Annotated in this window: 10 protein-coding genes; 8 read left to right on the forward strand and 2 right to left on the reverse strand. The window is 33.0% G+C overall.

Annotated features, from left to right (window positions below; genetic code table 11):
- Positions 1-96: 96 nt before the first annotated feature.
- The 7 genes from metG (at position 97) to GBH57_RS02935 (ending at position 7,356) form a co-directional block, all read left to right on the forward strand.
- On the forward strand, positions 97-2,157 hold the full coding sequence (gene metG, locus GBH57_RS02910; protein ID WP_151672548.1) for a methionine--tRNA ligase: 2,061 nt from the start codon (positions 97-99) through the stop codon (positions 2,155-2,157).
- 61 nt (positions 2,158-2,218) lie between these two features.
- On the forward strand, positions 2,219-4,336 hold the full coding sequence (locus tag GBH57_RS02915) for a Tex family protein (protein WP_151672549.1): 2,118 nt from the start codon (positions 2,219-2,221) through the stop codon (positions 4,334-4,336).
- 1 nt (position 4,337) lies between these two features.
- Positions 4,338-5,246 (forward strand): histone deacetylase family protein, encoded by a 909-nt coding sequence (locus GBH57_RS02920; RefSeq protein ID WP_151672550.1) that lies wholly within the window; start codon positions 4,338-4,340, stop codon positions 5,244-5,246.
- 45 nt (positions 5,247-5,291) lie between these two features.
- Positions 5,292-6,164 (forward strand): helix-turn-helix domain-containing protein, encoded by an 873-nt coding sequence (locus tag GBH57_RS02925; RefSeq protein ID WP_151672551.1) that lies wholly within the window; start codon positions 5,292-5,294, stop codon positions 6,162-6,164.
- Between the two features lie 102 nt (positions 6,165-6,266).
- Positions 6,267-6,743: a hypothetical protein gene (locus GBH57_RS02930; RefSeq protein ID WP_151672552.1), complete on the forward strand. Its 477-nt coding sequence runs from the start codon at positions 6,267-6,269 to the stop codon at positions 6,741-6,743.
- A gap of 18 nt (positions 6,744-6,761) precedes the next feature.
- A complete protein-coding gene (locus GBH57_RS15960) occupies positions 6,762-6,899 on the forward strand; it encodes a hypothetical protein (RefSeq protein ID WP_161596056.1) in 138 nt (45 codons plus the stop codon).
- 61 nt (positions 6,900-6,960) lie between these two features.
- Entirely contained in the window at positions 6,961-7,356 is a 396-nt protein-coding gene (locus tag GBH57_RS02935; protein ID WP_308640212.1) for a cupredoxin domain-containing protein, read from the forward strand.
- 58 nt (positions 7,357-7,414) lie between these two features.
- On the opposite strand, the gene GBH57_RS02940 is transcribed toward GBH57_RS02935, so the two are convergent.
- Together GBH57_RS02940 and recQ are read right to left on the reverse strand one after the other, a co-directional pair.
- Positions 7,415-9,403 carry a tetratricopeptide repeat protein gene (locus GBH57_RS02940; protein WP_151672553.1) on the reverse strand — a complete coding sequence of 663 codons (1,989 nt, stop codon included), beginning with the start codon at positions 9,401-9,403 and terminating at the stop codon, positions 7,415-7,417.
- Positions 9,404-9,597: 194 nt separating this feature from the next.
- Complete coding sequence (recQ, locus tag GBH57_RS02945; RefSeq protein WP_151672554.1) at positions 9,598-11,682, reverse strand: DNA helicase RecQ; 2,085 nt, start codon at positions 11,680-11,682, stop codon at positions 9,598-9,600.
- Between the two features lie 239 nt (positions 11,683-11,921).
- On the opposite strand from recQ, the gene GBH57_RS02950 reads away from it, so the two are divergent.
- Positions 11,922-13,775 carry a sensor histidine kinase gene (locus tag GBH57_RS02950; protein ID WP_151672555.1) on the forward strand — a complete coding sequence of 618 codons (1,854 nt, stop codon included), beginning with the start codon at positions 11,922-11,924 and terminating at the stop codon, positions 13,773-13,775.

Raw genomic sequence — 13,775 nt, forward strand, 5'->3', positions numbered from 1 at the left:
TGATGTTTAAATTTTTCAGCGATAGCGGTCTTTATTCTATTACATTTCCGAAGATAAAATCGTTATTTTTGCAGCTTTATTCAAGCACACATCACCATGACTCAAGATCCAAAAAGATATACCATTACCGCAGCATTACCTTACACAAACGGACCTGTCCATATTGGACATTTAGCCGGTGTATATGTTCCTGCAGATATTTATGCACGTTTTCAACGCCTGCAAGGAAAAGATGTAGCATTTGTTTGTGGTAGTGATGAGCACGGAGTGCCAATTACCATAAAAGCAAAAAAAGAAGGTGTTACTCCGCAACAAGTTGTAGATAAATATCACGCGATTATTAAAAAATCGTTTGAAGATTTCGGGATTACGTTTGATAACTATTCTCGTACTTCAGCTAAAATACACCATGATACCGCTAGTGATTTTTTTAAAAAATTATACAATGACGGTAAGTTTATTGAAGAAGTAACAGAGCAATTATATGATGCTGAAGCAGATCAGTTTTTAGCAGACCGTTTTGTAATTGGTACTTGTCCGAAATGTGGAAATGAAGAAAGCTACGGCGATCAATGTGAAAACTGCGGAACAAGCCACAATGCAACCGATTTAATAAACCCAAAAAGTGCCATTACAGGTGCTATCCCTACTCTAAAAGAAACAAAACACTGGTTTCTACCACTAGATCAATACGAACCATTTTTAAAAGAATGGATTTTAAAAGGTCACGCAAAGGATTGGAAAAACAATGTGTACGGTCAATGTAAATCTTGGATTGATGACGGTCTTCGTCCTCGTGCTGTAACTCGCGATTTAGATTGGGGTATTCCTGTTCCTGTGGAAGGCGCAGAAGGGAAAGTACTGTATGTTTGGTTCGATGCCCCTATTGGGTACATATCAGCAACAAAGGAATGGGCAGAAAGAGAAGGGAAAGATTGGGAACCTTACTGGAAGTCTGACGATACTAAATTACTGCATTTTATAGGGAAAGATAATATTGTATTTCACTGTATTATTTTCCCAAGTATGTTGAAGGCAGACGGCACGTATATTATGCCTGACAACGTTCCTGCAAATGAGTTTTTAAACCTTGAAGGAAGCAAAATATCAACTTCTAAAAACTGGGCTGTTTGGTTACACGAATACCTTGAAGATTTTCCAAATCAGCAAGATGTTTTACGTTACGCTTTAACAGCTAATGCTCCCGAAACAAAAGATAACGATTTTACTTGGGCAGATTTTCAAGCCCGAAACAATAATGAGTTAGTAGCAATCTTCGGAAACTTTATAAACCGAGTTACTGTGCTAACACATAAATATTATGATGGCGTAGTACCATCACCAGCAGCATTTTCGGAAATTGATCAACAAACTTTAACCGAATTAAAAGCTTATCCTGCAGTTATTGAAAGCAGCTTAGAACGTTACCGTTTTAGAGAAGCACAACAAGAGTTAATGAATGTCGCTAGATTGGGGAATAAATACCTAGCAGACGAAGAGCCTTGGAAAAGTATTAAAACAGATGAAGAACGAACAAAAACTGTAATGTTTGTTGCCTTACAAATTGCAACGGCACTTGCTGTTTTAAGCGAACCATTTTTACCTTTTACATCAACTAAACTTAAAAACATACTTCATGTTGAGAGTAGTATAAAATGGCATGATGTTTCAACTAAAAATGTATTAATTTCTGAAGGGCACACAACTAACAAAAGCGAACTTCTTTTTAGTAAAATTGAAGACACTCAAATACAAGCACAATTGGACAAACTAGCAGCAAGTAAAGTAGCAAACGAGATTGCAAATAAAGTAGTAACACCTCAAAAAGAGACAAGTACTTTTGACGATTTCACAAAACTAGATATGCGTGTTGGAACTATCATTGAAGCGGAGAAAATGCCAAAAGCAAAAAAGCTTTTAGTTTTAAAAGTGGATACAGGTATTGATGTTAGAACTATTGTATCTGGTATCGCTGAGAGTTTTACTCCTGAAGAAATTATAGGAAAACAAGTAACCGTTTTAGTCAACCTTGCACCTCGTGCATTGAGAGGTGTTAACAGTGAAGGAATGATTTTAATGACTGAAACTCCTGATGGAAAATTGGTTTTTGTAAACCCTGATGTCGAAGGCGTTGCTAATGGCGAGACTATCAATTAATTAAAAATAATATGAAGTCCTCTCTGGTTTAATATACTTGAGAGGACTTCTTTTTTCTGCTATGCTCAACTTCATACTAAAACAAGCAAATCTTCCAGAAACAAGTGTAAAAAACACACTAGCTTTGTTGGCAGAAGACTGTACTATTCCATTTATAGCACGTTATAGAAAAGAACGAACAGGAAACCTTGATGAAGTTCAAATAGAACAAATTGTCGCATTAAAAGAACAATTTGAAACACTTGAAAAGCGTAAAAAAAGCATCATAAAAGCTATAAAAGAACAAGGGGAATTAACAAGTGATATTTCGGCTAAAATTGAACGTACCACAAACTTAACAGACCTTGAAGATCTTTATTTACCTTTTAAAAAGAAACGAAAAACCAAAGCCGAAACTGCTCGTAAAAATGGTTTAGAACCATTGGCTAAAATTATCATGTCGCAAAATGAACGTGACATTGAAAGCGTAGCGCACAGATATACTAATAAAGAAGTGCCAACCCAGGAAAGTGCTCTAGAAGGTGCAAGACATATTATTGCAGAGTGGGTAAATGAGCGCACTGATATTAGAACACTCATTAGAAAACAGCTAGACCGTTTTGCAGTGATTAGCACTAAAGTAGTCAAAGCCAAAAAGGACGATGAAAAAGCTCAAAAATTTAGAGACTACTTTTCTTGGGATGAGTCATTACATCGCTGCCCGTCGCATAGATTACTAGCAATTTTAAGAGCCGAAAATGAAGGATTTATTAGAATTAAAATTGAAATTGACAATGAGCGCACTTTAGAACGAATAGCTTCTAAACTCATACGCTCTAAAGGTGATTGTGCAGAGCAAATTGAATTAGCGATTTCCGATGCTTATAAACGACTGCTATTCCCAGCTTTATCAAACGAAACACTTGTTGCAGCAAAGAAGAAAGCTGATGAAACTGCCATTACAATTTTTGCTAAAAACTTAAAACAATTATTATTAGGATCACCTCTGGGTGAAAAGCGAATTCTTGCTATTGACCCAGGTTTTAGAACAGGTTGCAAGGTGGTTTGTCTTGACAAACAAGGCGCTTTATTGCATAATGATACGATATTCCCACACCCTCCTAAAAGTGACTTAACAGGAGCTATAAACAAAATAAGTGCCCTCACCGAAAAACACAATATTGAAGCGATTGCCATAGGAAATGGAACTGCCTCTAGGGAAACTGAAGCTTTTATTAAAAAAATACCTTTTAAAAACGACATTGCTATTTTTATTGTAAGCGAAGCCGGTGCTTCAATTTATTCTGCAAGTAAAATTGCTAGAGAGGAATTTCCTAATCACGATGTAACTGTTAGAGGAGCTGTTTCCATAGGTCGCCGTCTTGCAGATCCACTTGCCGAATTAGTGAAAATTGACGCAAAATCTATTGGCGTTGGTCAATATCAACACGATGTGGATCAATCACAATTAAAAAATTCGCTTGATCGTGTCGTTGAAAATTGTGTAAATGCTGTGGGAGTAAATATCAACACCGCTAGTGTGCCATTGTTAAGTTATGTATCGGGTATTGGGCCAAAACTTGCTGAAAACATTGTAACCTATCGTGACGAAAATGGCGCCTTTACTTCTAGAAACGATATTAAAAAAGTACCACGATTGGGAGCAAAAGCTTTTGAGCAAGGTGCTGGCTTTTTAAAGATTAGAAATGGAAAAAATCCTTTAGACAATTCTTCTGTTCATCCGGAGCGATATGCGCTTGTTAAACAAATGGCAAAAGATCAAGGAATTAAAATTTCGGAGTTACTCGGAAATATTAAAGCCTTAAAAAATGTACCGCTTAATAACTATTGCACTAGCGAAGTTGGGATGCCTACTTTAGTCGATATTATTGCTGAACTTCAAAAACCTGGGCTTGATATTCGTGAAAAAGCAAAGGTGTTTAGCTTTAACCAGAGTATTAAAACTATTGAAGATTTAAAATCTGGAATGCTATTACCAGGTATTGTAAATAATATAACTGCCTTTGGATGCTTTGTAGATATTGGCGTAAAAGAGAGTGGTTTAATTCACGTTTCTAACTTGTCTGATACCTTTGTGAAAGATGTTAATGAGTACGTACAATTACAACAACAAATTACGGTAAAGGTGCTTGAAGTTGATATTGCTAGAAAACGAATTCAATTAAAACTAGAGAAATAGGATGCTTAAAATAGCTTATCATCCTATATACAAATATCAATTACCTGAGGGACACAGGTTCCCAATGGCTAAATACGATTTGCTTCCTCAAAAACTTTTGAAAGACGGAATATGTACTAAAACTAACTTTTTTGAACCCTCTAAAGTTTCGGCTAAAACTATATTAAGGATTCACGATGAAATCTATTACAATAGCTTACTTGAAGTTTCATTAGATAGAAAAGAAATTCGGAAAATGGGATTTCCACTTCGGAATGAATTAGTAGAACGAGCACATTATATTATTGACGGTACAATAAAAGGTTGTGAGTTTGCATTGCAAAATGGCATTGCAATGAATATTGCTGGGGGAACGCACCACGCTTATTCTAGTCACGGTGAAGCGTTTTGTTTATTAAATGATCAAGCTGTAGCTGCAATGCATCTTTTAGATACAAAGCAGGCTACTAAAATATTAATTGTAGATCTTGATGTCCATCAAGGAAATGGGACAGCTTCTATTTTTGAAAATGAAGAACGCGTGTTTACTTTCTCTATGCATGGAGCAAAAAACTATCCCTTCAAAAAAGAACGAAGTGACTTAGATATTGGGTTAGATGATAAAACATCAGATGTAGAATATCTCGAAATTCTAAAAAGTACATTGCCTAAATTGCTTACTAAAGTGCAACCAGATTTCATTTTTTATTTAAGTGGTGTCGATATTTTAGAAGGAGACAAACTAGGTAGACTTGGTTGCAGCATAGAAGGCTGTATGGAAAGAGATCTATTTGTTTTTGAAACGTGTAAAAAACATAGCATTCCTGTTCAGGTTAGTATGGGCGGTGGGTATTCTCCTAAAATTGACATAATTATTGAAGCGCATTCCAATACTTATAAAGCAGCTCAAAAAATATATTTTAATGGTTAACACTTCATCTTGTAATTTTTTATTTAAAAAACAGACTACCATATCATGGTTCAAGTTTTTAAAGAATTTACAACAAATGCCGCACTTCAAATAGGTGATCTTTCAATATTTGAAGATGCTGAAACTAAATTACCCGAGCTTTATTCGTTTGTTTGGGCTAAGGATACTGCCATACATTTAAATGTAGATTTAGAGCCTGTTACAATTCCACCGCACAGCATAGCTGCATTTACACCTATGCACAGCATTACTAATATTGAGGGGGAAGATGGTATTGTTTATCAATTTAATAGAGAGTTCTATTGCGTTAAAGATCACGATAAAGAAGTTAGTTGCTTAGGATTGTTGTTTTTTGGTAATGATACAACTCCTATTATTCCGTTAAATTCTAAAGAACAACATCGTTATGCTTTGCTTCATGAAACATTTATTGAAGAAATAAATACAACTGATACTATTCAAGCCGAAATGCTACGAATGTTATTAGCCCGCTTCATCATTAAAACTACGCGAATTCTCAAGAATGAAGTAAAAGTATCACTACCACAAGAAGGAAGTATTGACCTATTAAGAGATTTTAACTTTATGGTAGAAACTCATTTTAGAGAAGCACGAAACGTCGCTTTCTATGCAGACAAATTATATAAATCTCCAAAAACACTTGCAAACAATTTTTCGAAATATAAGAAAAGCCCATTGCAAATTATTCATGACCGCATTGTACTTGAAGCTAAACGAATGCTAACATATTCTAACTTGAGTGCTAAAGAAATTGCATTTGATTTAGGCTTTGATGACCCTTCACACTTAAGTAGATTATTTAAAAAGCAAACAGGAGTATCTCCAGCAGTGTTTAAAAGTCAACTAATGGCACACAAAAACACAAAAACAGTTGCAAAGGGAACTTTTGACATGTAGTTGGGAAATATCACTATTATTCTACCCTCTTTTCATTCGCATCTTTGTACTATAAAATAACAGCAATCAGCTTTACAGCTGTTCAGCATAAATATAGTACTTATGAAAACTTTAAAAACAATACTTATCACTGCCATTTTGGGAATTATATCCCAAAGTAATCCCGTTAATGCGCAAGACTATTTACAATTATTAGATCCTATTTTTATATCAATGGAAAGTGAATCTAGCATAATTAGTAAATCGTATATGAAATTTAATGACGAAATAATTGCAACTGAAAATTTCAGATTTAATAATGCGATTCGTCAAGCTGAAGATGAGGATGACGAACTATTTAATAGCACAGACGAGGCTTCATTAAACATCAAAAAAGCCGATTATTTAAGAATTCTTAGAAAAGCGGCAAACAGAAATGAAACTGTTGATGGGTTCGTAAATACTCTTTCACAAGAATTACCAGAATTATCTACAGAACTACAAGATACAGGTGACACAAATGCATTATTCACTTTTACAAGAAGCAATACAATTAATGGAAAATTAGAAGCTGTAGGCTCTAATCTTTCTTGGTTATAATCAATTAAAAACAATACTATGATACATGAACAAAAGTCCTTATTCAATTTAATTGAAATTTTTAGAAATGGAAAGAAAAAAATGGTGAACACATTTAATAAAATGACACACTGTGAAAACAAAAGTTTACACGATTACTACTGTGATGCAGAATAGATCTTGTGACCTATTAAATAATAAATAACAACTATAAATATTAAATTTTAAAAATCAAATTATGAAATCAATGAAAAACGTATTCGCAATTATCGCATTAGTAGTAGCAACAACTGTCAGTTCATTTGCACAAAGTAAATCAATGACAAATTTTAAAACTGTAAGGCTAGAGCAAACTAAAGGTGAATTCACCCAAAAACAAATTACAGTATCGCCAGGTGAGTATGTTTTTGAAATATCAAACAACAATGCTGGAACTGATGTTGGGTTTGTACTTGTGCCACAAGGTAAAGATATTTCTAAACCAGAAAACCACATTAAAACGGCATATGTTACTAATGTAGTAAAAGAAGGAACTGTTGAGAAAACAAAATCTACAACATTAACTCCAGGAACCTATATCTATTTTTGCCCATTGAATAAAACGAGCACAGATAATGTTCTAATCGTTAAATAAACAAGTTTTAAGTTAAAGAAAAGCCGCATATCTACATATAGATGTGCGGCCTTTTTGATTATAAATTTTTTATGAAATCTTTTAAAGAGTTTCCTTTAGGTATCTCCATTTTCTTTCTAAGATTATATCTATAATTATCTACACTTGCAGCGCTAATACCTAACTGTAAAGCAATCTGCTTAGAGGTTTGGCCCAATCGCAGCATTGTAGCTACTTTTTTCTCCTTGTCATTTAAATTAGTATAAAGCTCATCTAATTTAGCTCTAAAAGAATCGTTAGTTGCATCTACTTGTTGATACAATTGAATCTTTTCTTTATTGTGCTCGATATCACTATTTATGTAATGTATTGTTTCATTTACGATACCTTTATGAGTTTCATTAATAGCTTTTACGTTTTTCAACTTCTTTTTAATATTTTCTAAAAGGTCATTTTTTTCTGAAATATGAATAGCAAAATCTGTAATCTGCTTATTTTTAAACTTCACTTCATTATCTAGAGCTTGCTGTTTTACAGCTAATACCTCTTGTTTTGCAATTAGCCCTTCTCTTTTAATTTTTTCAAGCTTCTTTTGTCTAAATAATGTATAGATAAAGAAAGCAACTAAAAGGAGTAATAATCCTACTGAAAAATAGGTGCGTTCTTGTGCTCTTTGTTGTTCTGTTTCTGAAACTTTAAGTTGGGCATCTCGTGCTTCTAGTTTAGAAGAAAGTTCATTATAATTAAATTCAGATTGAAGTACATTAAATTTGTTTTGTTTAATCACATCTTGAAGACTATCATTTAAATGAGAATGCTTTTTTAAGTATGTATAAGCATCAATAGTATTATTGTTTTGCTCAAGCACTTCATATAATTGCTTATATAGTTCTTTTTGAGATTCTTTATAATCATTAATATTAGGATCTGAAAGCACCTTTTTTAAGATACTTATAGCATTTCGAGAATTGCCTTCTTTGATAAATATTTTAGCTTTTTGACTCGCAACATCAAACAAATTAACTGGATTCTCTGAAATTTCAGCTTGAAAGCTTGCACTATCTAAATAAACTTTAGACATTTCAATTTTTTCCTGCTCCATATACGCTTTACTCAAAAAGATATAATCGTCAGTTAATATATACGCCAAAGAATCTAACCGATCTACATCTAAATTTTGTTTATATAGCGCTATTGCTTTATCGAAATTTTTTTCTTTTAAATGAATCGCAGCATTTGTTTTTTGAAGACTATGTATTCCATCTATATTATCTACTTTTTCATAGGCAACTTTGGCGCTATCAATATATTTTCTAGAAAGGTCATAGGATTTTTCTTCAAAATAAAAACTAGATAAGAAATCATATGCTTCTCCTATTTCCCAATAAGAATCAATATCCTTAGCTAGCTGAAGTGCCTTATTAATACAAACTAAAGCCGTTTGTTCATTCTCTATAGATTGATAAATGGACGCTAAATCTGTATAGTTTTCTGCGAGATATGATTTTATTTCTGGCCCTTGTTCTTCTTTTAACAAAAAGCTATTTGCCTTTAGAAAACTTTCAAGTGACAAATCATTCCGTTGCAAATACCCGTATGATATTCCTTTTAGACGATAACTAAAGCCAATTCCAGCAAAATGTTTAAGCTTATTTTTATTTGAATAACTTAGAGCGCTATCTGCATAAGCTATCGCTCTATTATCATCTTCATAATAAATTTCTAGCCGTGCTAACCTATTATAAGATCTAATAATATTAAAGCTATCATTTTGTTTTTTACTTAAATTTAGTGCTTCATTTATATAATTTAATGCTCTTCCGTCCTCTTCTCCTATGGTCGCATACCCTAATCCAAGTAGTGCATCAATTTTTTTAGGACCTGTAATTGTTGATGAAACAACTATTTCTCTTAAAGAATCTAAATATTTTTCTTGATTATCCTCAACATTTTCTTGTGCAATTGTATTAAATGATAACACAAAGAAAATGAGGATTAAAGAAAGGTTAAGTGACAAGTTATAACGAACAATCATCCTACTTACAAAGCTTTTTATTAGGTTAAACATCTCTCATAATTTTCTCATGTGGTGTATGTGAGACAAATATGAGTAGTATCTTTGAAATGTAAATATAGAGGTTTACATTATTTTTCAGATTACTATTTGTTTTAATTAAATTAGATTATTGAGAGATAGATTTTCAAAATTGCTATGAAAATGAGGCCGTCACATGTAAATGTGGCGGCTTATCTTTTTTAAGTCTATAAGTAAAGACCGTATTTTATTTTCCAATAAGGCATCTCACCATTAAAATATGTGAAGTACGTTTTAATACTTTCAGGGTTATCTAATTTATTCTTAGCACCCTTAATTAATTTAATTTCTTCGTCTGAAATAAACTGTTTTAAATCTATGTCCACACCCATTTCATGGATTTTCAAGAAATGACTGTGTACTGTATTATTTGTTATTCCTCTTTTAGTAGCAATTTCAGAAACAGTCAAACCTGACTCAAATAAATTAAAACTGCGTTCATGCGTTGTTACTTTTGTGGCATCTTTGTCTAAATGCTTTGCAATAAGTTTTGTAAAAACTTCACCGTGTTTATCTAATTTAGCTTGACCTACTCCACTAATAGTAGCAAATTGCTCAAGTGTAACAGGTTTTTCATTTTCCATTGCTGTTAGTGAAGCATCACTAAATATAACATACGCCGGTACGCCCATTTCTGCTGCAAGCTTTGAACGGAGGGCTTTAAGTTTTTCGAATAACCCTTGAGCCGTACTTTCTCTTTTAATCTTTCTTACTGTTGTAGCTTCAAGTTGTTCTTTTTGTAATGATGCGAGCCTAATATTGGTGCCTTCAAAAAGTATTTGTTTTGCTAAGGGGGTTAAAACTAATCGACCATTTTGATGAAACCAAATTTCAAGTACTCCTTGATTAAGTAATTGTATTACATATTGCTGAAGGTCTTTCCAAGAAATATCCTTAGCAGCTCCAAATGTTTTAACATGTTGGTATCCTTTGTCAAAAACTTGAGCGTTTTGAGATCCGCGTAATACATCAATGACCATCCCTATAGCTTCTTGTTGTTTTAATCGAACAACTGCTGAACATATTTTTTGAGCGAGAAGTGTACCGTCAAAATATGTTGGCGGGTTTTTACAGATATCGCAGTTGCCACAATCTTCTGGTTGGTATTCCCCAAAATAGTTAAGCAATGCTTTTCTTCTGCAACTTAGTGCTTCGGCAAATTGTTGCATTCGCTCTAACTTAGCTAATTGCACAACAGCAGTATCTGCACCTTCGGCAAATTTCCGAAGCATTACTACATCAGCAAAACTATAAAACATTAAGGCGTGCGATTTTAATCCATCACGACCTCCACGACCAATTTCTTGATAATAGCCTTCAATATTTTTAGGCATATTATAATGTATCACCCAACGAACGTTACTCTTGTCTATTCCCATACCAAAAGCGATGGTAGCAACAATTATAGGGGTGCGATCGTTAATAAAATCTTCTTGTATTTGATTTCTAACATCGGCTGAAAGACCGGCGTGATAAGCCGCAGCATCGTATCCTTTCGCCTTAAGTTTTGATGCTAAATTTTCTGTTCCCTTTCGGCTTAAACAATAAATGATTCCGCTTTGCAAACCTCTACTTCCTAAAAATTTAAAGATCTGTTGTATTCGTTGTTGTCCAGGTCTAACATCTAAATAAATGTTAGGTCTGTCAAATGATGATATAAACCGTTGTGCTTGTGAAATTCCAAGCTGCTTAGTAATATCATCTTGGGTTGCCCTATCTGCGGTTGCAGTTAATGCAATTATTGGCGTTCCGGGAAATTCATCTTTTAACCTACGGAGTTGTGTATAAGCAGGTCTAAAATCGTGACCCCAAGACGAAATACAATGAGCCTCATCAATTGCTATTAGGTTGATTTGTAGTTTACTAAAGTAATTAGTGATACCCCAAATACTTTCAGGAGCTACATAAATTAATTTAAGTTGCCCTGTAATAAGAAGTTCTAAAATGTCATTTTGCTCTTCCTGTGGCTGGCTACTGTTATAGTATGCTGCTGCAATTCCGTTAGATTTTAGGGCATCTACTTGATCTTTCATTAATGCAATCAATGGAGAAACTACAATTGTTGTTCCTTCAAGAGCTAGAGATGGTAACTGAAAACACAATGATTTACCTCCGCCTGTTGGCATTATTGCCAAGGTATCGTTCCCAGCAAGTACGTTGTCTATGATTTCCAACTGATTAGGACGAAAAGAATCGTACCCAAAATGTTTTTTTAATAACGGTAAAATGGTGGAAGATTGTTGAGTTTGCATTGCTGTAAAGTTAAATATAATAGCCTAATTCGCTTTAGTGCTTTGACTGAATTTTCAAAATCAAACTAGATGATATTGAAAAAAACTAAATAGCTATCTAGCCTTTTTACGTATTTTGAATTGCGGCGCAAACCTACTTTTTACTGGTTATTCCATTAAATTTCAGTCTTGTTTTATAAATAGAAGGGGTGCAACTTAATATCAATGTATATTTCTCTCTTTAATCTGTAAATTTGAATATGTTAAAAACTTTCCCCTATCTCATTTTTATAATAGTTTTTATATGTAGCTGCACTTCAAAAAAAACAGAATTTGTTAATGCTGATAGTATATCAAAGTTACAGGAAAAGGCAACAGCTGCAGTTGGTGACTCTTCATATCATTATCTGAAAAACGCTGAAAAACTTCTTTTGAAAAACTCATTTTCACAAAGAGACTCACTATTAACAGAAAACTATTTTGCATTAGGAGAGTATTTTCAATCAGCTGCTCAAAGTGATAGCTCAGTATATTATAACTTTAAGGGTATTCAATCAATTGATAGCATTACTAATAATAAAGAGATAAATCATTTTTATAATACTTATTATCAGTTATCATCTCTATTGAGATATGGAGATTGCTTACAAGTTGCTGAGGAATTTGAAAACAGAGTATCTGAAGATGATTACGAGTTAGTTTCAATCGCTAACTTTTTTCGTCAAAATATTGCTTTAAACGAATACAACTATGCTTTAGCGCTTGAACATAATAATAAAATAATTTCATTATTAGAAAGGTTAAATGATAGACAAATAATTGCTCCTAGCCTTATTTCTAGAGCTGAAATATTTTATTATCAAAATGAAAAACAAAAAGCATATGCCATATTAGATACGCTAATCTCATATGAATCTGAATTAGACTACGACTCTAAAAGGCAACTTTATGGTGATTACGCAGTCTACACTTTTTATGACAATCAATTTGATAAGTCTTTGCTATTTAATCAAAAAACGTTGGACAATATAAGAATCAGTAAGATTAAGACCGAAGAGAAAAATATTTCTACAGCCATCGCTTATTCAAACATTGCAGAGATTTATATCGAAACAGGAAGCTATAACTTAGCACAAAAATATATAGATTCTGTCTACGGTATTGGATTTGATAAAGTTAGGGTAACAACACAACGGAATATTTTAAAATATCAACTATTACTAGAGTCATTAACTAAAACCAACGAAAGAAAAGTTAATAAGCTTCTTGATTCGATTTTTAGTTATCAAGATAAATCATATACAAAAAAATACAATCAAGAACTCCTAGCGCTAAATATTGAAACAGAAAAGAAAGAAGAGATTTTAGCACAACAACAAGCTGCTGAAATTAAATCGATCAAGTTAGAGTCAAGGCTTATTGTTGTAATTATCGCTTCCTTACTTATTTTTATTGTTGGGGTATTGTATTATTTTCTGCGGAAATATCGCCAAGAAAAGAAAGCGCTATACTTACAACAGCGATTATTGAGAACTCAAATGAGTCCACATTTTATTTTCAATACCCTATCATCCATTCATAATGTGATGTCAACTAATACAGAACGTGCAGCAACTTATCTTATTAAATTTTCTAAGCTATTGCGTTTAGTTTTAGAAAATTCTTTAGAAAACTATGTGCCTCTTGAAGATGAAATTGACTCCATTGAGCAATTTTTAGAACTACAATTACTTCGGTTTCCAGAAAAATTTGATTACACCATTTCATTGAAAAAATTAAATCAGGATATTGGTTATTCAATACCTCCTATGCTATTGCAACCTTTTATTGAAAATTCCATATTACATGGTTTTAAGGGAGTCAAATATTTAGGTAAAATTAATATCTCAATTTCAGAAAAAAATAAATACCTTCAGTGTGTTATTGAAGACAATGGCGTTGGACTTCAAAATAAAGAAAGTGCAATTCACAAATCTGTTTCGGTTGGTTTAATTTCAGATTTCATAGAAAAAACTACCCGTTCAAAGGTTTCTATAGTATCAAAAAAAGAGGAGAACCCATTAATATCTGGTGTGAGAATTTCTTTTCTCATTCCATTTAAAACAAATACATAA

It is taken from the genome of Patiriisocius marinus (assembly GCF_008974325.1).
Lineage (GTDB): Bacteria > Bacteroidota > Bacteroidia > Flavobacteriales > Flavobacteriaceae > Patiriisocius > Patiriisocius marinus.

Coding starts and splice junctions, on each gene's coding strand:
- metG (WP_151672548.1), top strand. CDS start 97: ATGACTCAAGATCCAAAAAGATATACCATTACCGCAGCATTACCTTAC.
- GBH57_RS02915 (WP_151672549.1), top strand. CDS start 2,219: ATGCTCAACTTCATACTAAAACAAGCAAATCTTCCAGAAACAAGTGTA.
- GBH57_RS02920 (WP_151672550.1), top strand. CDS start 4,338: ATGCTTAAAATAGCTTATCATCCTATATACAAATATCAATTACCTGAG.
- GBH57_RS02925 (WP_151672551.1), top strand. CDS start 5,292: ATGGTTCAAGTTTTTAAAGAATTTACAACAAATGCCGCACTTCAAATA.
- GBH57_RS02930 (WP_151672552.1), top strand. CDS start 6,267: ATGAAAACTTTAAAAACAATACTTATCACTGCCATTTTGGGAATTATA.
- GBH57_RS15960 (WP_161596056.1), top strand. CDS start 6,762: ATGATACATGAACAAAAGTCCTTATTCAATTTAATTGAAATTTTTAGA.
- GBH57_RS02935 (WP_308640212.1), top strand. CDS start 6,961: ATGAAATCAATGAAAAACGTATTCGCAATTATCGCATTAGTAGTAGCA.
- GBH57_RS02940 (WP_151672553.1), bottom strand. CDS start 9,403: ATGTTTAACCTAATAAAAAGCTTTGTAAGTAGGATGATTGTTCGTTAT.
- recQ (WP_151672554.1), bottom strand. CDS start 11,682: ATGCAAACTCAACAATCTTCCACCATTTTACCGTTATTAAAAAAACAT.
- GBH57_RS02950 (WP_151672555.1), top strand. CDS start 11,922: ATGTTAAAAACTTTCCCCTATCTCATTTTTATAATAGTTTTTATATGT.